The 19536-nt window shown below is 63.9% G+C and carries 19 protein-coding genes; 14 read left to right on the top strand and 5 right to left on the bottom strand.

Annotated features, from left to right (window positions below):
- Nucleotides 1-15: 15 nt before the first annotated feature.
- On the bottom strand, nt 16-1581 hold the full coding sequence (locus tag N0B28_RS17665; RefSeq protein WP_043864515.1) for a PAS domain-containing methyl-accepting chemotaxis protein: 1566 nt from the start codon (nt 1579-1581) through the stop codon (nt 16-18).
- Between the two features lie 186 nt (nt 1582-1767).
- On the opposite strand from N0B28_RS17665, the gene N0B28_RS17670 reads away from it, so the two are divergent.
- From N0B28_RS17670 to N0B28_RS17690, 5 genes are all read left to right on the top strand, one after another.
- A complete protein-coding gene (locus N0B28_RS17670) occupies nt 1768-2082 on the top strand; it encodes a helix-turn-helix transcriptional regulator (RefSeq protein WP_043864657.1) in 315 nt (104 codons plus the stop codon).
- 251 nt (nt 2083-2333) lie between these two features.
- Nucleotides 2334-3647: a C4-dicarboxylate transporter DctA gene (locus N0B28_RS17675; protein WP_275727851.1), complete on the top strand. Its 1314-nt coding sequence runs from the start codon at nt 2334-2336 to the stop codon at nt 3645-3647.
- A 36-nt stretch (nt 3648-3683) separates the two neighbouring features.
- The gene (locus tag N0B28_RS17680) at nt 3684-4388 is read left to right on the top strand and encodes a FadR/GntR family transcriptional regulator (protein ID WP_043864517.1); all 705 of its coding nucleotides are present in this window, start codon (nt 3684-3686) and stop codon (nt 4386-4388) included.
- Nucleotides 4389-4402: 14 nt separating this feature from the next.
- Nucleotides 4403-5089: a GntR family transcriptional regulator gene (locus N0B28_RS17685; RefSeq protein ID WP_043864518.1), complete on the top strand. Its 687-nt coding sequence runs from the start codon at nt 4403-4405 to the stop codon at nt 5087-5089.
- A gap of 146 nt (nt 5090-5235) precedes the next feature.
- A complete protein-coding gene (locus tag N0B28_RS17690; RefSeq protein WP_063612014.1) occupies nt 5236-5601 on the top strand; it encodes a hypothetical protein in 366 nt (121 codons plus the stop codon).
- An 18-nt stretch (nt 5602-5619) separates the two neighbouring features.
- Here the strand turns inward: N0B28_RS17690 and N0B28_RS17695 are convergent, their stop codons facing one another.
- From N0B28_RS17695 to N0B28_RS17710, 4 genes are all read right to left on the bottom strand, one after another.
- Nucleotides 5620-7971 (bottom strand): TonB-dependent siderophore receptor, encoded by a 2352-nt coding sequence (locus tag N0B28_RS17695; protein ID WP_275732074.1) that lies wholly within the window; start codon nt 7969-7971, stop codon nt 5620-5622.
- Nucleotides 7972-8144: 173 nt separating this feature from the next.
- Nucleotides 8145-9119: a FecR domain-containing protein gene (locus tag N0B28_RS17700; RefSeq protein WP_043864520.1), complete on the bottom strand. Its 975-nt coding sequence runs from the start codon at nt 9117-9119 to the stop codon at nt 8145-8147.
- 4 nt (nt 9120-9123) lie between these two features.
- Nucleotides 9124-9654, bottom strand: coding sequence for a sigma-70 family RNA polymerase sigma factor (locus N0B28_RS17705; RefSeq protein ID WP_043864521.1), 531 nt, complete (start codon nt 9652-9654; stop codon nt 9124-9126).
- Between the two features lie 84 nt (nt 9655-9738).
- Nucleotides 9739-10179 carry a PACE efflux transporter gene (locus N0B28_RS17710; protein ID WP_043864659.1) on the bottom strand — a complete coding sequence of 147 codons (441 nt, stop codon included), beginning with the start codon at nt 10177-10179 and terminating at the stop codon, nt 9739-9741.
- Nucleotides 10180-10278: 99 nt separating this feature from the next.
- Here N0B28_RS17710 and N0B28_RS17715 point away from each other — a divergent pair, with 99 nt between their 5' ends.
- From N0B28_RS17715 to N0B28_RS17755, 9 genes are all read left to right on the top strand, one after another.
- Nucleotides 10279-11169 carry a LysR family transcriptional regulator gene (locus N0B28_RS17715; RefSeq protein ID WP_275727857.1) on the top strand — a complete coding sequence of 297 codons (891 nt, stop codon included), beginning with the start codon at nt 10279-10281 and terminating at the stop codon, nt 11167-11169.
- A gap of 144 nt (nt 11170-11313) precedes the next feature.
- Nucleotides 11314-13194, top strand: coding sequence for a methyl-accepting chemotaxis protein (locus N0B28_RS17720; RefSeq protein WP_058541318.1), 1881 nt, complete (start codon nt 11314-11316; stop codon nt 13192-13194).
- Nucleotides 13195-13349: 155 nt separating this feature from the next.
- Nucleotides 13350-14135, top strand: a complete 786-nt coding sequence (locus N0B28_RS17725; protein WP_043864524.1) for a sulfite exporter TauE/SafE family protein — start codon at nt 13350-13352, stop codon at nt 14133-14135.
- A 478-nt stretch (nt 14136-14613) separates the two neighbouring features.
- A complete protein-coding gene (locus N0B28_RS17730; protein ID WP_043864525.1) occupies nt 14614-14940 on the top strand; it encodes a DUF485 domain-containing protein in 327 nt (108 codons plus the stop codon).
- Nucleotides 14937-16595 (top strand): cation acetate symporter, encoded by a 1659-nt coding sequence (locus N0B28_RS17735; RefSeq protein WP_058541320.1) that lies wholly within the window; start codon nt 14937-14939, stop codon nt 16593-16595. The genes N0B28_RS17730 and N0B28_RS17735 overlap by 4 nt, the downstream gene beginning before the upstream one ends.
- Before the next feature lie 84 nt (nt 16596-16679).
- Nucleotides 16680-17948: an OprD family porin gene (locus N0B28_RS17740; RefSeq protein WP_054915302.1), complete on the top strand. Its 1269-nt coding sequence runs from the start codon at nt 16680-16682 to the stop codon at nt 17946-17948.
- A gap of 134 nt (nt 17949-18082) precedes the next feature.
- Nucleotides 18083-18385, top strand: coding sequence for a type II toxin-antitoxin system HigB family toxin (locus tag N0B28_RS17745; RefSeq protein ID WP_054915303.1), 303 nt, complete (start codon nt 18083-18085; stop codon nt 18383-18385).
- Nucleotides 18386-18389: 4 nt separating this feature from the next.
- On the top strand, nt 18390-18779 hold the full coding sequence (locus N0B28_RS17750) for a transcriptional regulator (RefSeq protein ID WP_043864529.1): 390 nt from the start codon (nt 18390-18392) through the stop codon (nt 18777-18779).
- A gap of 37 nt (nt 18780-18816) precedes the next feature.
- Nucleotides 18817-19521 carry a hypothetical protein gene (locus N0B28_RS17755; protein ID WP_058541322.1) on the top strand — a complete coding sequence of 235 codons (705 nt, stop codon included), beginning with the start codon at nt 18817-18819 and terminating at the stop codon, nt 19519-19521.
- Nucleotides 19522-19536: the final 15 nt, after the last annotated feature.

The raw sequence follows: 19536 nt of genomic DNA on the forward strand, positions 1-19536 counted from the left end.
TCACTCGCCTGGCGGCTATCGGTTGAAGCGTTCAACCAAGGCACGCAGGCCGCTGGAAATATGCTCAAGCTCGCCACCACGGGTGGCGGCGGCATTGGCGTTGTCGGCAGTCTTCTGCACCGTGCCGGCTACCCGATTGATCTGCTGCGACACGTCCTCCGCCACGTAGGACTGCTCCTGCGAGGCGGCCGCCATCTGCTGGGTCATATCGGTGATGCGTGCCACCGCCTCGCGAATGCCTTGCAGTGCGCGCTGCGCCTCGACCACCTGCGCCACGCCCTGCTCGGCCTCCTGGATGCCCAGGTTGGCGATGCTCACCGCGTCATCGGCGCCGCTGCGCAGGGTCTCGATGATGCCCTGGATCTGCTGGGTCGACTGGCGGGTCTTGCCTGCCAGGGCGCGCACCTCATCGGCCACCACGGCAAAGCCGCGGCCCTGCTCGCCGGCCCGCGCCGCCTCGATGGCAGCGTTGAGCGCCAGCAGGTTGGTCTGGTCGGCAATCGCCTGGATCACGCTGGCAGCCAGCATGATGTCCTGGGTCTGCCCGGCCAGGTGGCCGACCGCCTGGTTGATCTGGGTGACGGTGCTGGCCAGCAGCTGGATCGCCTCGCGCGAGGTACCGGCCACCTGGCTGCCCTGTTCGGCCAGCTGGTTGGCGGTGCCGGCCTCGCTGGCGGTCTGCTGTACATGCACCGCCACTTCGGCGATGGATGCCGCCATCTCGGTCATCGCCGCCGCGGTCATGTCGGTTTCGGCGCGCTGGTCGAGCAGCGCTAGCTCGGTGGCATTGGACAGCCGGCTGGAATCGCTGGCGGCCACGGCCATCTGGTTGGCCAGGTCGCTCAGGCGCGTCAGCGCGGTTTTCAGGCGCGCCTCTTCACTGATCAACACCATCTGCAGTTGCGCGGTCGGCCCCAGCGCTTCGCTGTAGGCCAGCGCACTGATCGGGTCGGAGAACGTGTTGGGGGTGCTGCGCACGATCTGGCGCACTTCATGGCGCAGGCGATTGTGCCCCCACAGGCCCACCGCCACGAACAGCGCCAGGGTGATGCCCTGCCCGCCCCAGCCCGGCAACAGCCGGTTGGCGCCCATGGCCAAAGCGGCTGCCAGCAACGGCAGCGCAAGCACGCGGCCCTGCAGGGCCAGGCGACGCCCGAAGGGCACGGGGGGCTTGCCTTCACGCAGACGGGCATACAGCGCTTCGGCGCGCTGCACCTGATCGCGAGTGGGCTTGACCCGTACCGATTCGTAGCCGACCAGGCGGCCGTCCTCGAGCACCGGTGTGACGTAGGCGCTGACCCAGTAGAAGTTGCCGTTCTTGCAGCGGTTCTTGACGATGCCCATCCAGCTCTGGCCGGCCTTGAGGTACTGCCACATCAGGGCAAATACGGCAGGCGGCATGTCCGGGTGGCGCACCAGGTTGTGCGTGCTGCCGATCAGTTCCGCCTGGCTGAAGCCACTCATGGCGGCGAATTCGGCATTGCAATAGGTGATGTTACTGTCGGTATCGGTGGCGGAAATCAGCCGCTGATGGTCCGGAAAGGTCTGTTCGACAGCCGTGACCGGCAGATTGAGACGCACGTTAAAACTCCCTGAAGCGCACGCTAAAGCCTTGTCCAGCGGCCCTGAAACCTGCAGCGTAAATGTCGGTCCAAGTGAACGATTCTACGAAATACATCACATTTTGCAAGGAAAGGTGATGAAACGTGGCGTTGTGCAATGCCAATATTTATCGTTAAGTTCTTGATTCTAAATGGGAATCGAGCGATGGAATTATCTAGTTTGGGTCCAGCCATCAGACGCTATCGCAAGGTAGCCGGGCTTACTCAGGCTGAACTTGGCGAAAAAACCGGTTTTGACCCCAAAACCATAAGCCGCTTTGAAACCGGCACCTACACCCCCAGTGTCGAAGCGCTGTTCACCTTTGCCGACGTGCTGGGCGTCAAGCTCAATGCCTTTTTCGCCGACCTGGAAGATGCGGACGAGCAACGTGCCTACTTGTTCGGTGTTATTCACAAAGCTCCACCCAAGGACCTGGGAAAGCTGATTGCAGCGGTAGACCTGGCCCTTTCCAAGCCTTGATCACTGCCCTCGCAAAAGCGTGACAGGCGCCTGCCACTGTTGCTTGAAGCGCTTTTGTCGTCGATAAGTACTGTAACTGGTCAGACCGGTAAAACCGATCTGATGCCCTGGATTCGCGAAATACTTGCAAACCCGCAAAAACCCCGCCTACACTGCGCCTGCACTGGACATACCGGTAAGACCACAATAATTAAGTCTGTCGCTCGGCGCTTGTTGCCAGAAGCACGGACACCGACCAGAGATCCCTCCCCATGCTCAAATGGTGCTCGCGTTCGATCTTCCTCCAAGTGGTGCTCGGCCTGATGCTCGGCATCGCCTGCGGCCTGAGCTTTCCTGAAGTTTCAATGCAACTCAAACCCCTCGGTGACGGCTTCATCAAGCTGATCAAGATGCTCATCGGGCTGATTGTGTTCTGCGTGGTGGTCAGCGGCATTTCCGGTGCCGGCGACCTCAAGAAGGTTGGCCGCATCGGCCTCAAGTCGGTGATCTACTTCGAAGTGCTGACCACCATTGCGCTGGTGCTGGGGCTGGTACTGGCATTCACCTCAGGCATCGGTACCGGTGCCAACATCCACCTCGACCAGTTGTCGACCGCCGATGCCGGCGCGCTGGCCGAGCGTGGCCAGCATATCCAGGGTACGGCAGCGTTCCTCATGGGCCTGATACCCAATTCGGTACTCGGCGCCTTCGCCGACAACAACATCCTCCAGGTGCTACTGTTCTCGGTGCTGTTCGGCAGCGCCCTGAACCTGGTGGGCGAGGCCGCGTCGGGCATCACCCGGCTGATAAACGAACTGAGCCATGTGATCTTCCGCATCATGGGCATGATCGTGCGCCTGGCGCCGATCGGCGTGTTCGGCGCCATCGCCTTCACCACCAGCCAGTACGGCCTGGACTCGCTGCAACACCTGGGCGGCCTGGTGGCTCTGTTCTACGTGACCTGTGCAGGCTTCGTGCTGGTGATCCTGGGGACAGTGATGCGCGTCTCGGGCCTGAAGCTGTTCCCGTTCCTCAAGTACATGCGCGAAGAACTGGGCATCGTGCTGGGTACTGCGTCGTCCGATGCGGTCCTGCCGCAGATCATGCGCAAGCTCGAACACCTGGGCATCGGCAGCTCCACCGTCGGCCTGGTGATCCCCACGGGCTACTCCTTCAACCTGGACGGTTTCTCCATCTACCTCACCCTGGCCATCGTGTTCATCGCCAACGCCACCGGCACGCCGCTGGCCATGACCGACCTGCTGACCATCCTGCTGGTGTCGCTGATCACCTCCAAGGGCGCCCACGGCATTCCGGGGTCGGCGCTGGTGATTCTGGCCGCCACCCTCACGGCAGTACCGGCCATCCCGGTGGTGGGCCTGGTGCTGGTGCTGGCGGTGGACTGGTTCATGGGCATCGGCCGCGCGCTGACCAACCTGATCGGCAACTGCGTGGCCACCGTGGCCATCGCCCGCTGGGAAAAGGACATTGATCTGGAACGCGCCAACAACGTACTCAACGGCAAGCAGGGCTTCAGCTTCCAGACGCGCAAGCTGCCCACCCCTGCCCATCAACAGGAATTCTAGGCAACGACGTATGCATGTGTTTTCAGGGAGCAAACAGTGATTACCTCATCGACGGTAGTGAATGCGGTAGTGGAGAAACTGCGCCAGGCACTGGCCCGTGGCCAGTGGCGCTCGGGCGAGATGCTCCCGGGTCAGCGAGAACTGGCCGAGCAACTGGGCATCAGCCGGCCAAGCCTGCGCGAAGCGGTCACGGTGCTGGAGACCCTCGGCCTGGTGCGTTCCATGCCAGGCAAGGGAGTGCTGGTGCTCGACCCCGGTACCCAGGAGCTGGTACAGGCCCCCGCGGCCGTGGCCGGAGCCAGCCTGGAGGACGTGCTGCAGCTGCGTTACACGCTGGAGCCGTTCATTGTCGGGCTGGTGGCGCAGTCGGTCAGCAGCAAGGAAATCGGCCAGTTGCGCCTGACCCTGATGGACATGCGCGAGGCCCTGGAGGCCTGCGACAGCGAAGCCGGGGTGCGCGCCTACCTGGCATTTCACGAAGAGCTGTTCGCACTGACCGCCAACCCGATTTTCCAGAGTGTGGTGCAGCAGACCAGCAATGCCCTCAAGCAGAGCGCCCAGGTGCTGCACAACTCGCCCGAGCACCTGGCCGCGCGCCTGGAAGAGAACGAGGCGGTGGTGCGCGCCATCCGCAACAAGGACAGCGCCCAGGCCAGTGCGCAGATGCGCCGGCACATTCTGCAGGAAGGCCTGCGCATGGGCATCGAATTGACCATTCCGGATGAACACCCGGGCAACTGACCAGGAGAGCGACCATGAACGCCTGCCCTGCTACCCCGTCCGCGATCGCCCTGCCCGCGCTGCTGGCGGCCGGCGAGCAGCGCCTGAGCGCTGACGAGATCTACCCGCGCCTGTTCGATGCGATCCTCGAACAGCGCCTGGCGCCAGGTACCGCGCTGACCGAGCAGGCGCTGGGCCAGGCCTTCGGTGTGAGCCGCACGGTGATCCGCCGCGTGCTGGGGCGCCTGTCCGACCAGCAGGTGGTGGTGCAACGCCCGGCGCACACCGCCCGGCTGGCCGCACCCGACCCGCAGCAGGCGCGCCAGGTGCTCAGTGCCCGGCGCCTGGCTGAAACCACGCTGATCGGGCTGGCGGCGCGGCGCACCAGTGCCCCACGCATCCGCCAGTTGCGCGAGCTGATTGCCCGCGAGCGCAAGCACCACGAGCAGGGCCATCGGTGCACGGCGATTCGTCTGGGGGGCGAGTTTCACCTGAAGCTGGCGGAGATGGCCGACAATGCCCCGTTGACGCGGTTTCTCAACGGGCTGGTGCCCATGACGTCGCTGATCATTGCCCAGTACGAGACCCAGCCTTGCGAACACTGCGCCTGGCAGGAACATGCAGCCCTGGTGGACGCACTGGAGGACGGCGACAGCGAGGCGGCGCTGCAGTTGATGCACCAGCACCTGGACCGCATCGAGGCCAAGCTGAGCCTGGATTGAGAATGGCGGTGCGCCTTTCGCCGGCAAGGCCGGCTCCTGCAGGAGGTGTTGTGCAGGAGCCGACCTTGCCGGCGAAGGGTCTTGCTGCGCTTGACCTGCCAGCGACAAACCGCGCAGCATCGGGCATTCCCACAAGAGCCCGCCCCGTGACCCCAGAACAACGCCACAACGTCCGCGCCCTGCTCTCCGAGTCGTTCGTCGACAGCTGGGTGGACTACGCCTGGATCGCCCGCGAACTCGAACCCTTCGACCTGGCCGAGCTCAAGCGCATCTTCTACGAGGAAGTCGCGCCGGTCTGCTACTACAACATCGTGGCGCCGGTACCACCGGTATGGACCGGTTTCGAGCCGGTATCGCTCAACGAAGAAATCGAAGAGCTGCTGGAGGCGCGCCGACGCAACCCGTTGCGCCGGCACTGGGACCGCCTGTGGGCCGCCACCTGGATCCGCCTGTGGAGCCAGGAATGCTGGGACGCGATCCACCAGGCCTGCCTCGCCCAACGGCAGGCCTGACACCTCGGCACGCTGGCCTCAGAAGTCCCAGCGAGTGGTCACCATCACGTTGCGCGGGTCGCCATAAGAGGCCGAGTTGTAGAAGCCGATATTGGTGAAGTAGGCCTTGTCGAACACGTTGTTGACGTTCAGCGTGGCCGACAGCTGCTCGTTGATCTGGTAACGCGCCATCAGGTCCACCAGCCAGTAAGGGTCCTGGGCAAACTCCTCGTCGCGCTTCTTGACGTTGTTCGACAACACCTGCCAGCCCTTGCCCTGCCAACGCGCACCGCCACCGATGGTCAAGCGGTCGAGCGCCCCCTTGAGCTTGTAGCTGGTGTAGAAACTGACCTGGTCCTCGGGCTCCCAGGTCGACACCTTCTTGCCCTGGTCATCGCGGATCACCTTGTGGGTATAACCCCCTTGCAGTTGCCAGCCCTCAGCCAGTTCGCCGGAGATCTCTGCCTCATAACCCTTGGTCTTGGCCTTGATGCCTTCGTAGGCATACTCGACCGCCGGGTTGGTCGGGTTGCCGTTGTAGGCCCGGTCCTCTTCGCCCCGGCTGCTCTGGTGAATCTCGAAATACGCCAGGCTCGCATTCAGGCGCCCGTCCAGGAACTCACCCTTCAGGCCCACCTCGTAGTTCTGCCCTTCATCCGGGTCGAGCAGGCGGTTGTTGCGGTCGCGGTACCAGGCATCCTGCGGCATGAAGATATCGGTGTAGCTGGCGTACAGCGACAGGTAGTCATTGAGGTCGTACACCGCCCCCAGGTAGGGCAGCAGGCGATCGTCCTCGCGGCCGTTGGCGGTCACGCCGTTGATGCGGTAGTTGGCCAGGCGTGCACCGAGCAGCAGCGTCAGATCGTCGGTGGGGTGCAGGCGGGTGGTCACGTAGGTGCCGGTCTGGCGCACGCGGTCATCCACGGTCTGGGTCTGCTCCCCCCAGTCCGGTTCGGGGGTGTTGCCGTTCCAGCTGCCGTAGTCGACGGAGTTGCCATTGGGGTATCTGGCGCTCCACCAGCCCTTGCCTTCCCAGTGAGACTGGGCAAACGAGGTACCGATCACCAGTTCGTGCTCACGCCCCAGCAGCTCGAACGGCCCGCTGGCGTAGAGGTCGGCCGAATTGCTCACCGTCTCGCCCGTGTATTTGGCCGAATAGAGGCTGGCGGTGCCGTCGGCGCGCGGGTAGTAACCCTGGATCGAGCCCAGCGGCGCGTCATAGCCGTTGATCTTGTGGTCCAGCTGCGCCTTGGCAACCCAGCCGTTGGCCAGGTGATGCTCCAGGCTGGCAAACACGGTGCGGGTGTACTGGTTCCAGTGGCTCCACTTGGCGCCGTTGTTGAAGTGGCGTGGCAGGTCGTTGCGGTTGCCCTGGGCATCGAACAGCGGAATGCTGCCCGACCAGCTCGAGCCTTCCGGCTTGTTGTCCTGGTAGTCACCGCCCACGGTGAGCAGGGTGTCCGGGCTCAGGTCGAATTCGAGGATGCCGTAGTAGACGTTGGTCTTGCGCTGGTAGTGGTCCATGAACGAGTGCTTGTCCTGGTAGGCCGCCACCGCACGGCCGCGCACGTTGCCGCTGTCGGTCAGCGGGCCGCCCACGTCGAGTTCGCTGCGGTAGTTGTCCCAGCTGCCGGCGCCCAGAGTGAAATGCCCCTTGAAATCGGCAGTCGGCTTCTTGCGCACCAGGTTGATCGTGGCCCCCAGCGACCCCGCGCCGGTGAGCAGGCCGGTAGCGCCCTTGAGCACTTCCACGCGGTCATAGATGGCCATGTCGCTCAAGGTGTTGCCGGCCGAATAGCCGACGTTGCGCGCCGTCGAGGGGATGCCGTCGTACTGGAAGTTGTTGATCGAGAAGCCGCGGGCATAGTAGCTGGTGCGGTCGCTGTCGAAGGCCGACACGGTGATGCCCGGGGTATGGCGCATCACATCGTCGATGTTGTTGAGCCCGAAATCGTCCATGTGCTGACGGGTGACCACGGTGATGGTCTGGGGCGTTTCGCGCGGTGTCAGCACCAGCCGTGTGGCGGTGGCGATGGTGCCTGGCGTGTAGGAGCCGCTGTCTTCGGTGATGGTACCCAACTGGTTGCTGGTGACTTCGGTCACGCCCAGGTTCAGCGCCCCGGCAGTTTGCGGCAGCGGGGCCAGGCTGTAGCGCCCGTCGTCTTCACGCACGGCCATCAGGCCATTGCCCTCGAGCAACGCCTGCAGGCCCTGCTCGACACTGTAACGCCCGTGCAGGCCGGCGCTGGTCTTGCCCGCGGTCAGGCTCGGCGCGAACGACAGCACCACGCCGGCCTGGGCGGCGAAGCGGTTCAGAACCTGACCCAGGTCGCCCTGGTCGAGGTTGTATTCGGTCGGTGTGGTGCTGTCGGCGTGCGCCATGCCCGGCATCGCCAGCGGCCACAGCAGGGTGGAGCACAACAGCGTGGTACGCAGCCTTGCCGCGACCGGTGATCGGGTATTCATCGGTTCTTTTCTCTTCTGGTTGGCAGTCAGGCCATCACGCCTGCATGCCTAGAAGTCGAACGAAGGAGCGAATACCTATCATTTACGAAAAATATTTTTCAGGTGGTGAGGGGTTCGATGCTTACCCAGTATTTTGTGCGCCGCTCGACCCGCACCGGCAGGGTCTTGCCGATGGCGCGCAGAATCTGCTCGGTGTCGTCGAGCTTGAAGGTACCGCTGATACGCAGGCTGGAAACCTCGTTGGCACAGTTGAGCCAACCGGGGCGATAACGCCGCAGCTCGGCGATGAATACCCCCAGCATCTGGTCGTTGGCAATCAGCAGCCCCCTGCGCCAGGCATCGCGGTCGGGCTCCAGCGGCGAGCCAAGCACGAACTTGGGGTGTGAAAACCGCACCTGATCCCCGGCATCGACCACCGCCCCCCCCATGCCATCGCGCGGCATCACGCCCACCTGGCCCTGGTACACCGCCAGTTGCGTGCTGCTGGCGTCGCTGTCGCGGCGCACCAGAAAGCGCGTGCCCAGCGCCTCGACGGTGCCGTTGACGGTCTGCACCCGCAACGGGCGCCCGGCCTTGTCGGCGGCGCTGGTGATCATCACCTCGCCCTGGCGCAGTACCAGCAGGCGCTGCTGGTTGTCGTAGCGCACATCCAGGGCAGTGTCGGTGTTGAGTTCGAGCCGGGTGCCATCGGCCAGGGTCAATGCCTGACGCTTGCCGACGCGGGTATGGTAGTCCGCCGTCCACGGCCCGCTGCTCAGCTCTCGGTAGCCGGCCCAGCCCAGGCCGCTGGTGCCGGCCAGCACCAGTATGCCCTTGAGCACGCCGCGCCGCGGGATCGCGGCAGGCTGCCCGGCGATGTCCAGGGTACGCCCGGCCAGCCCGCCAGATAGCTGGCCAAGCCGCTGCTGAACCTGGACGACCTGTTGCCAGGCCCAGCGATGCTGGTCGTGGGCGTCCAGCCAGGTCTGCCACGCTTGCCGGTCGGTATCATCCACGGCATCAGCATTGAGGCGGGCGCGCCAAAGCGCAGCCTGTTCCAGCGCGGCGCGCTGGAGAGGGTCGAGAGTAGCCATGGGGTCACGAGTCGGCTTGCAGGCTGTACAGCGTACAGTGGTGAAAGGCCTTGGCGATATAGCGGGTGACCGTCACCTCGGAAACCCCCAGCTCCTCGCCGATCAGCCTGTAGGTCATGCCATCGAGCTGCGACAGCAGAAAGGCCCGGCGTATGCGCGGGCCGAGCCCCGCCAGCATGGCATCCAGCTCGCACAGGGTCTGCAGCAGGATCAGCCGCTCCTGCTCGGATATCTCCACCGCTTCGGGCTGCTCGGCCAGTGCCTGCAACCAGGCCCGCTCGAGGCGGGCACGGCGAAAGTAGTCGATCATCAAACGCCGCGCGATGGTGGCCAGGTAGCCGCGTGGTTCGCGTACCGCGCCTAGCCGGTCGCTGGCGTCCGGGGCGCTGAGCACCCGCACGAACACGTCCTGCATCAGGTCGGCCGCCAGGTGCCGACAGGCCACCCGCGGACGCAGCCAGCCCTGCAACCAGCGGTGGTGGTCCTGATAGATACGGCTGACCTGTTCGCGCAACGCGGGATCGGGAGTGGACATGGGCGACCGGGGGTACGAATGAGAATTCCTATCATTCTATGCCTAGCCGACGCTCAGAAGCAAAGCATCGCGGGCCTGCACGACCTACACGGCGGGCGATACCTGTGCCGATGCCGAACTCGGCAGCCCGAACACCCGATCGAACAGCCAGTTGTAGAGGAACGTGTAGCACGGGATCAGGATGATGAACGCCAGGTCCACCACGAAGGCCTCCCAAAGCGAAATCCCCAGCCACCAGGCAATCAGCGGGATCAGGTACACCACCAGGGTCAGCTGGAACCCGATCGCGTGCGCCACGCGCCGGGCCACGCTGCGCCCCCGTGTGGCCTGGCGGCTCTCCCAGTACTCGAACAGGGTGTTGTAGATGAAATTCCACACCATCGCGATGGTGGTGATCATTACGGCCAGCGGCCCGGTGTTGCTGGGCGCGGTACCGGACAGCAGCGCCAGCCCGAGTGTCGACAGGCACAGCCCGATACCTTCATAGGCCGTTACATACACCAGCTTGCGTTTCAGACCTTGCACCTTTTCACCCCTCGGCAAATCAAATTCGGCCGGCAGGATGCGTCAATCTTCTTGACAGAAAAAGTCAGCAGCTATCAGATCTACTGAAAGGAGAGGCTGATGAATTTTTCCAGCGACACTATCGAACTGTTTCTTGCAGTGCTCGACCGCGGCTCGTTCTCGGCTGCCGCCCGGGCATTGGGGCGGGTACCCTCGGCAGTCAGCATGGCCATCGCCAACCTGGAGGCGGAGCTAGGCTTTGCCCTGTTCGAGCGTACCCACCGTGAAACCCGCCCCACCCCGCTGGCCCTGGCGCTGGAGCCCCATGCCCGGCTGATCGCCGACCAGCTGACGCAGCTTCAGGTGCACGCCATCGAGCTTTCCCAGGGCCTGGAAAGCACCCTGGCCATCGGCGTGGTGCCCGACATCGATCACCAGCCGCTGCTCCAGGCCATCGGCCAGATCAGCCAGCGCCACCCGCTGCTGCAGGTGGAGGTGCTCAGCGCCCCGCAGGAAGATGCGCTGCACCTGCTGCACGAGGGTCGCGTGCAACTGTGCCTGGCGTTTGCCGGGCTGACGGTCGACCCGCGCCAGCGCTTCGAACAGGTCGGCCTGGAGTCGCTGACCGCCACCCTCTCGCCCCATCACCCCGCGCTGGGCGAGCAGGTGCGCTATCTCGAAGACCTGGTCAACGTGCGCCAGATCGTGGTGGCCAGCCGCGATTTGCCGATGCTCGACCCCCGCGTGCTGATCGGTGCCTCGCACTGGCGCACCGACAGCCTGAGCATGGCCATCGAGATGGTCGAGGCCGGGCTTGGCTGGGGCGACTTCCCGCTGTCGCGCATTGCCCCGCTGCTCAAGGCCGGGCGACTGGTGCAACTGGATTTTCGCAACACCCGCAATGAACTGCGCCTGCCGGTGCATGCCTTCTGGCTCAAGCAACAGCCGCTGCAACGCGCTGCCCAGGAGCTGGTGAGGTTGCTGAGACAGACCGCAGCCCTGGCCGACTGACCCCGCGTCAAAATGGTACGTAAATATTTCGTGGTTTCAGCCGATACCTGAAAGGTCAGTCGCGTGCAATTCACGATGGCGGTGCTCACAAGGCTCCGACCCGTGACGCCGTCACTTCCCCTATCTGGCTAAAGGTCTCGAAACATGAACCTGAAATTTCGCCACAAGATCCTGCTCAGCGCCGGCGCAGTCGTCGTGCTGGCCTTTGCACTGTTCACCCTCTACAACGATTACCTGCAACGCAACACCATCCGCCAGAACATCGAATCGTCGGTCAACCAGGCCGGCGCGCTGACAGCCAGCAGTGTGCAGAACTGGATGAGCGGGCGCATCCTGGTGCTGGAAAACCTGGCCCAGAACATCGCCCATCAGGGCGCCAATGCCGACTTCCCCGGGCTGGTCGACCAGCCCGCCTTCACATCGAACTTCCAGTTCACCTATGTGGGCCAGACCAACGGCGTGTTCACCCAGCGCCCGGACGCGAAAATGCCCGACGGCTACGACCCGCGCCAGCGTCCCTGGTACACCGCCGCTGTCGCCGCCGGCAAACCCATGCTCACCCCACCCTACCTGGCGGCTGTCGGCGGGCTGGTGGTGACCATTGCGATGCCGGTCAAGAGCAACGGCGAACTGGTCGGCGTGGTGGGCGGCGACCTGAGCCTGGCCACCCTGGTGGATATCATCAATGCCGTGGACTTCGGCGGTATCGGCCACGCCTTCCTGGTCGACCGCGACGGGCAGATGATCGTCAGCCCGGACAGCGACCAGGCCATGAAGAACCTCAAGGACATCTACCCCGGCAGCAACCTGCAGGTCGCCGCCGGCCTGCACGACGTGACCCTCAACGGCGAACAGCGGATCATCTCGTTCGCCCCGGTCAGCGGCCTGCCGTCGGCCGACTGGTACATCGGCCTGTCCATCGACAAGGCAAAGGCCTACGCCCCGCTGAGCCAGTTCCGCACCTCGGCCATCATCGCCATGCTGATCGCCGTGGCCGCCATCGCCGGCCTGCTGAGCCTGCTGATTCCGGTGCTGATGCGCCCCCTCACCACCATGGGCCGCGCCATGCAGGACATCGCCCAGGGCGAAGGCGACCTGACCCGGCGCCTGACCGTGGAAAACAAGGATGAATTCGGCGAACTGGCCGGTGCCTTCAACCAGTTCGTGGAGCGCATCCATGCATCGATTTCCGAAGTGGCCTCGGCCACCCGCCAGGTGCACGACCTGTCGGAACGCGTGATGAGCGCCTCCAACGCCTCGATCATCGGCTCCGAGGAACAGAGCCTGCGCACCAACAGCGTGGCCGCTGCAATCAACGAACTGGGCGCCGCCACCCAGGAGATCGCGCGCAACGCCGCCGATGCCTCGCAACATGCCAGCGGTGCCAGCGACCAGGCCAACGATGGTCGCCAGGTGATGCAGGAGACCATCAGCGCGATGACGGCGCTGTCGCAGAAGATCAGCGAGTCGTGCGAGCAGATCGAAACCCTCAACGCCAGCACCGATGACATCGGCCAGATCCTCGACGTGATCAAGGGCATCTCGCAGCAGACCAACCTGCTGGCACTCAACGCCGCCATCGAGGCAGCACGGGCCGGTGAAGCCGGTCGCGGCTTTGCCGTGGTGGCCGACGAAGTGCGCAACCTGGCGCACCGTACCCAGGAATCGGCCGAAGAGATCCACAAGATGATCACCACCCTGCAGGTGGGGTCGCGCGAGGCAGTGCACAACATGAACGCCAGCCAGGTGTCCAGCGAGCAGAGCGTGCAGGTCGCCAACCAGGCCGGCGAACGCCTGACCAGCGTGACCCTGCGCATTGGCGAGATCGACGGCATGAACCAGTCGGTAGCAGCCGCCACCGAGGAACAGACCGCCGTGGTCGAGAGCCTGAACCTGGACATCACCCAGATCAACGTGCTCAACCAGCAGGGTGTGGCCAACCTCAACGACACCCTCAAGCACTGCGATGACCTGGCGCGTCAGGCCGGGCGCCTCAAGCAACTGGTAGACAGCTTCAAGATCTGACCCCCGCCCTCGCCCATCGGCCGCCCAGGCGGTCGATGGCACCCTCGCCTGCTGCGTTACGGTTATAAACTAATAACGAACAAGTCTATTTGGCTATAAAAAAACCTTTATGCTGGCGCCATCCGATCACGGGCTCGCTGGGTGTTTAGGTATTTATGGATGTAGGTTCTTTTGGTTTCACCATCGCAGGCCTGGTTGTTGGGTTCATTGTCGGCATGACCGGCGTTGGCGGTGGTTCGTTGATGACCCCGATCCTGCTCTGGTTCGGCATCAACCCGGCCACTGCAGTGGGCACCGACCTGTTGTATGCGGCCATCACCAAGGCCAGTGGCGTCTGGGTGCACAGCAAGCAAAAGAACATCGACTGGAAGATCACCGGGCTGCTGGCCATGGGCAGCGTGCCAGCGGCGGCCTTGACCCTGTGGTTTCTGAGCACCCTGCATACCGACACCCAGACGCTCAACGGCGTGATCAAGCAGGGCCTGGCGGTGGTGCTGATCCTCACGGCGCTGGCCATCCTGTTCAAGTCGCGGTTGCAGGCGTTTGCCAGCAAGCACGCCGGTGACCGCTACCACCTCAGCGAACGCAGCCTCAACGCCCTTACCGTGGTCACTGGCGTGGTGCTGGGCGTGATGGTGTCACTGACCTCGATTGGCGCGGGCGCCCTGGGCACTGTCGCGCTGTTTCTGCTGTACCCGTACCTGGTCACCCGGCGCCTGGTGGGCACCGAGATCGCCCACGCCGTACCTCTGACCCTGGTCGCCGGCCTGGGCCATGCCAGCATGGGCAACATGGACTGGTCGTTGCTGGGCTACCTGCTGCTGGGCTCGTTGCCGGGGATCTACCTGGGCAGCCACCTGACCGGGCGCATTTCCGACAACGTACTGCGCCCTTGCCTGGCGGGGATGCTGTTGCTGATCGGGTACAAGCTCGCGTTCTGAGCGCATCTTTCCGACAGCGCGTCGACGCCATTCGCCGGCAAGGCCAGCTCCTACCGTGATCATGTAGGAGCCGGCCTTGCCGGCGAAGCTTTTTATGACGCAACGTATAGTAGTATTACCATACGTCGCAGGTAGTACTTCCATAACAACCCGACATTGTTATATAAGATGCCCGGAGCCATCTGCGCTGCCGCCACCGACAAGGGGGCAGCTGACATCAAGAGCTAACAATCAGCCAACGGGTGCCACACATGTCGAATTCTCACCAGGGCCTCGCCCCTGCCTGTACGAGCCTGCTCAACCTCGGCTCACCCCCGCGCACGTTACCCCGCCCCGCGACCTGATCGCGGCGCGCCGGCGCCTGCCCCACCGCATTTACCGTCTGGCTGCGAGCCCTGCCCGCCGCCCTGACGCCCCACACCCGCAACAAAGTCGATGGCCCGCCCCAGGCAATAAAAACAACAAAGGAGCCCCACCCATGACGCACGCCCCAACCGATCACGCGCAGAGTTGCGACCGCATCCGCGCCAACCCCAAATTCCAGCAACTGGTGCGCACCCGATCGCGCCTGGCCTGGTCACTCAGCGCCGCAGTGCTGGGTGCCTACTACCTGTTCATGCTGGTGGTGGCGTTCTACCCGCAGGTGCTGCACACACCGCTGGGGGACGGTCGCCAACTGACCCTCGGCATTCCCGTGGCCTCGGCACTGATCGTGCTGTCGTGGCTGCTGACCGGCTGGTACGTGCGCAGCGCCAATACCCGCTTCGACAGCCTCAGCGCACAGGTACTGGAGGAGTCGAAATGAACCGCACCGCACTGCTAGTGCTGAGCAGCCTGCTGCTGACCCCGGCGGCTTTCGCGGCGCCGCTGGTGGCCGACAAACAACCGGTCAACCTGCACGCCATCGCGATGTTCTTCGTGTTCGTGCTGGGCACCCTGGCGATCACCTGGTGGGCCGCGCGCCAGACCCGCTCCACCTCCGACTTCTACACCGCCGGCGGCGGCATCAGCGGTTTCCAGAACGGCCTGGCGATTGCCGGCGACTACATGTCGGCGGCCACCCTGCTGGGCCTGTCGAGCCTGGTGTTCGCCAAGGGCTACGACGGCTTCATCTACACCGTGGCGTTCTTCGTCGGCTGGCCGATCATCACCTTCCTGATGGCCGAGCGCCTGCGCAACCTGGGGCGCTACACCTTTGCCGACATCGTGTCGTACCGCCTGGACCAGACCCGCATCCGCACCTTCGCCGCCTTCGGCTCGCTGACCGTGGTGTGCTGCTACCTGGTGGTGCAGATGGTGGGTGCCGGGCAACTGATCAAGCTGCTGTTCGGCCTGGACTACAGCACCGCAGTGATGGTGGTGGGCGCCCTGATGCTGGTGTACGTGATCTTCGGCGGCATGATCGCCACCACCTGGGTGCAGATCATCAAGGCCGTGCTGTTGCTGGCCGGTGGCACCACCCTGGCGCTGCTGGCCATGGCCGAGTTCGGCTTCAGCCTGGAAACCCTGGCCAGTCGCGCAGTGAACGTGCACAGCACAGGCTGGAGCATCATGGGCCCCGGCTCGATGCTGGCCGACCCGATCAACGCCGCGTCGCTGTCGCTGGGGCTGGTGTTCGGCATCGCCGGGCTGCCGCATATCCTGATGCGCTTTTTCACCGTGCCCAACGCCAAGGAAGCACGCAAGTCGGTGTTCTACGCCACCGGCTTCATCGGTTTCTTCTTTCTGGTGGTGATGGTGCTGGGCTACGCGGCCATCGTCATCGTCGGCACCGACCCGCAGTTCTACGTGGACGGCGACCTCAAGGGCGCGCTGATCGGTGGCGGCAACATGGTCGCCATGCACCTTGCAAAGGCAGTGGGCGGCAACCTGTTCCTGGGCTTCCTGTCGGCGGTGGCCTTCGCCACCATTCTCGCGGTGGTGTCGGGCCTGGCACTGGCCGGTGCGTCGGCCATCTCCCATGACCTCTACGCCACCGTGTGGAAAAAGGGCACCGCCAGCGAAAAGGACGAGATGCGCGTGACCCGTATCGCCACCGTCGGCCTGGGCATCATCGCGATCCTGCTGGGCATCCTGTTCGAGAAGCAGAACGTGGCCTTCCTGGTGGGCCTGACCTTCGGTATCGCCGCCTCCACCAACTTCCCGGTGCTGATCATGGCCATGTACTGGAAAGGCCTGACCACCCGCGGCGCGCTGGCCGGCGGCTTTGCCGGGCTGATCACCGCGCTGGGGCTGGTGATCCTGTCGCCGGCGGTGTGGGTGTCGGTGCTGGGCAACGCCCAGGCGATCTATCCCTATGACCATCCGGCACTGTTTTCCATGCCGCTGGCGTTCCTGGTCACGGTGATTGTGTCCAGGCTCGACCGCAGCGCCCGCGCAGCCCGCGAACGTGCCGCCTTCGACGACCAGTTCGTGCGCGCACAGACTGGCCTGGGCGCCGCCACCGCCGTCAGCCACTGAACCACTGCAACCCCTGTCACGGGCCGCTACGGCGGCCCGTGCGGGCATCGCTGCACCTCATAAAAACAAAAAAGAGGATTTACCATGCACCGCACTTTCCCACCGTTCAGCCTTGGCCTGCTGGCCACGGCAACACTCGCCGGCGTTTGCAGCACGGCCAACGCGGCCTTTGTCGATGACAGCAAGGCCAGCGTGGAACTGCGCAACTTCTACTTCAACCGCGACTTTCGCCAGCACGAGGCCCCGCAGTCCAAGGCCGAGGAATGGGCCCAGGGCTTTGTGCTGCGCTACGAGTCCGGCTTTACCGAGGGCACCCTGGGCGTTGGGGTGGACGCCATCGGCCTGCTCGGGCTCAAGCTCGATTCCAGCCCCGAACGCAGTGGTAGCGGCCTGCTGCAGCGTGACCGCGAGGCACCGCGCCGTGCCCAGGGCGAGTACAGCGAGCTGGGCCTGACCGCCAAGGTGCGCGCCAGTCACAGCGTGTTGAAGGTCGGCACCCTGATACCCAGGCTGCCGGTGCTGATGCCCAACGACTCGCGCCTGTTGCCGCAGACCTTTTCCGGCGGGCAGTTGAACGTGCAGGAGCTGGAGAACCTGAACCTCGACATCGGCCGGCTGCGCCAGGTCAACCAGCGCGACTCCACCGACTACGAGGACATGGGCGTGACCACGGGCGCGGCAAAAAACATCGTGGCCCGGCGCAGCGACAGCGATCGCTTCGACTTCGCCAGCCTTAGCTACAAGTGGACCGACAGCCTGACTACCAGCTACAGCTACGGTGCGCTCGACAACCTCTACCGCCAGCACTTCGTGGGCCTGAACCACACCTGGGCGCTGGGCGAGGGGCAGTCGCTCAAAAGCGATATCCGGTTCGCCCGCTCCAGCGACGACGGCGCCAGCAACGTCGACAACAAGGCGCTAGGGGCGATGTTCACCTATGGCATACAGGGCCACGCCTTCGGTGTGGGCTACCAGCGCATGCGCGGCGACACCGGCTTTGCCTACCTCAACGGCGCCGATGCCTACCTGGTGAACTTCGTGCAGATCGGCGACTTCGCCAACAAGGACGAAACCTCGTGGCAGGCCCGCTACGACTTCAACTTCGCCAGCGTGGGCCTGCCGGGGCTGACCTTCATGACCCGCTACCTGCGCGGCGACGGCATCGACCTGGGTGCGGGGCGGCCCGATGGCAAAGAGTGGGAGCGCGACACCGATATCGGCTACGTGGTGCAAAGCGGCCCGCTGAAAAACGTCGGCGTGAAGTGGCGCAACGCCACGGTACGCTCCACGCATTTCGGCAACGACCTGGACGAGAACCGGCTGATCCTGTCGTACACCGTTGCACTCTGGTAATTGAACATTGGCCATTCGCCGATAACACTCAGGCGTTGCTCGTGGTCCAGAGGGCAACGTCTGACGTCATCAAGCGACGAACAACTGGAAGTCGCGCTTGAAAAAGTCCCACACTGGGACCAGAATGGGGCCTTATGAGAATCATTGCAATCAGTCACCTGAAAGCATTTTCCGAGAAGCATCCTGCATCCAAGCAACCCTTGCTCTCATGGATTGACGAAGCCAGGCAGGCAAGATGGTCCACGCCTGCGGATATCAAGGCGCAGTTCGGCAATGCCAGCATCCTCAAAAGTCGCAGAGTGGTGTTCAATATCAAAGGCAATGACTATCGGATCGTGGCTGCCGTGGCCTATCGCTTCGAAGCCATCTACATCAAGTTTGTCGGTACTCACGAACAATACGATGGCATTGACGCCGACACCGTTGAGATGGAGTGATCCTGTGAACATTCACCCAATTCATACCGAGCAGGACTACAAGGCCGCGTTGAACGCAGTGTCCGAGCTGTTCGACAACGAGCCGGAACCCGGCACGCCCGAAGGTGATTACTTCGATGTCATGGTCACGCTGATAGAGGCGTATGAGACCAAGCAGTTTCCGCTCGACCTGCCCGACCCCATCGAGGCTATTCGCTTCAGAATGGAGCAGTCCGGCCTGAGCGCCGCCGACCTGGTACCGGCAATCGGCCGGAAGAACCGGGTCTACGAAGTACTCAATGGAACGAGAGCGCTGACACTGCCGATGATATGGCGGTTGCACGAAATGTTCGGAATTCCGGCGCAAAGCCTGATAAAACCTCGACAAGTACAGGGCGTCGACACTACACGTTGACTGCTTGCGCAGAGCTATCGAGCCAGGGAGGCCCGGCATGTTGCACGTTCTGTTCCACCGTTTTCCACTTGCCCTTGCCCTGAGCGCCCTGCTCGTCGCCTGCGTGCCCTACCCGCGAGAGCGCCCGGCCTATGCCGACCTGTGCGAGTCGCGCCAGGTGTTCGAGGTGCCGACCGCGCACGGGGTCAAGACTTTCTACCTGTACACCTACCTCTACGACCATGCGCTGATGTGGAGAGATCGACCCTACACGCAGGGTTACTTCAGCGTGCCCCATGGCTCGCCACAGCGCGAGTTCTACGTGCAGGTGATCGGCTTCAACAAGAATCGCCAGCAGCCTCTCAAGGCAGGGTCGGGCGAAGCGCCCATCCCCATGCTGTACGACAGCCGCAAGGCCTACCTGACCTTCGAGAATGGCCAGCGCCTGGCGGCCCGCCCGGACCTTTACCTGGGCGCGCTGAACAACGACTTCCCGCTTTCGGGCAAGGACTACGTGCGCCCCTCGCCGTTCGACATCAACAGTGACGAGGTGCACCGGCGCATTCCCAAGCTCACCAACAACAGCCGCTATGGCTCGGTCTACGTCGCGTTCAACACCCCGGACTTCAACGCCGACGCCAAGTGGACGATCAACCTGGGCACGTTGGAAATCGACGGGCAGTCGGTTACTGTGGCGCCACTGCAACTGTGCCACCACCCGAAAAAATCCTGGATCGGCGTCGAGCCGTTGATGCGGCCCTGAGCCCCGGTCCACTTC

The sequence above is a fragment of the Pseudomonas sp. SD17-1 genome (assembly GCF_029201585.1).
In the GTDB taxonomy this organism is placed as follows: domain Bacteria; phylum Pseudomonadota; class Gammaproteobacteria; order Pseudomonadales; family Pseudomonadaceae; genus Aquipseudomonas; species Aquipseudomonas palmensis.

Excerpts from the sequence above, each read along its gene's own strand:
- N0B28_RS17670 (WP_043864657.1), top strand. The coding sequence starts at position 1,768 with ATGGAATTATCTAGTTTGGGTCCAGCCATCAGACGCTATCGCAAGGTA.
- N0B28_RS17675 (WP_275727851.1), top strand. The coding sequence starts at position 2,334 with ATGCTCAAATGGTGCTCGCGTTCGATCTTCCTCCAAGTGGTGCTCGGC.
- N0B28_RS17685 (WP_043864518.1), top strand. The coding sequence starts at position 4,403 with ATGAACGCCTGCCCTGCTACCCCGTCCGCGATCGCCCTGCCCGCGCTG.
- N0B28_RS17695 (WP_275732074.1), bottom strand. The coding sequence starts at position 7,971 with ATGCCGGGCATGGCGCACGCCGACAGCACCACACCGACCGAATACAAC.
- N0B28_RS17700 (WP_043864520.1), bottom strand. The coding sequence starts at position 9,119 with ATGGCTACTCTCGACCCTCTCCAGCGCGCCGCGCTGGAACAGGCTGCG.
- N0B28_RS17705 (WP_043864521.1), bottom strand. The coding sequence starts at position 9,654 with ATGTCCACTCCCGATCCCGCGTTGCGCGAACAGGTCAGCCGTATCTAT.
- N0B28_RS17715 (WP_275727857.1), top strand. The coding sequence starts at position 10,279 with ATGAATTTTTCCAGCGACACTATCGAACTGTTTCTTGCAGTGCTCGAC.
- N0B28_RS17720 (WP_058541318.1), top strand. The coding sequence starts at position 11,314 with ATGAACCTGAAATTTCGCCACAAGATCCTGCTCAGCGCCGGCGCAGTC.
- N0B28_RS17725 (WP_043864524.1), top strand. The coding sequence starts at position 13,350 with ATGGATGTAGGTTCTTTTGGTTTCACCATCGCAGGCCTGGTTGTTGGG.
- N0B28_RS17730 (WP_043864525.1), top strand. The coding sequence starts at position 14,614 with ATGACGCACGCCCCAACCGATCACGCGCAGAGTTGCGACCGCATCCGC.
- N0B28_RS17735 (WP_058541320.1), top strand. The coding sequence starts at position 14,937 with ATGAACCGCACCGCACTGCTAGTGCTGAGCAGCCTGCTGCTGACCCCG.
- N0B28_RS17740 (WP_054915302.1), top strand. The coding sequence starts at position 16,680 with ATGCACCGCACTTTCCCACCGTTCAGCCTTGGCCTGCTGGCCACGGCA.
- N0B28_RS17745 (WP_054915303.1), top strand. The coding sequence starts at position 18,083 with ATGAGAATCATTGCAATCAGTCACCTGAAAGCATTTTCCGAGAAGCAT.
- N0B28_RS17755 (WP_058541322.1), top strand. The coding sequence starts at position 18,817 with ATGTTGCACGTTCTGTTCCACCGTTTTCCACTTGCCCTTGCCCTGAGC.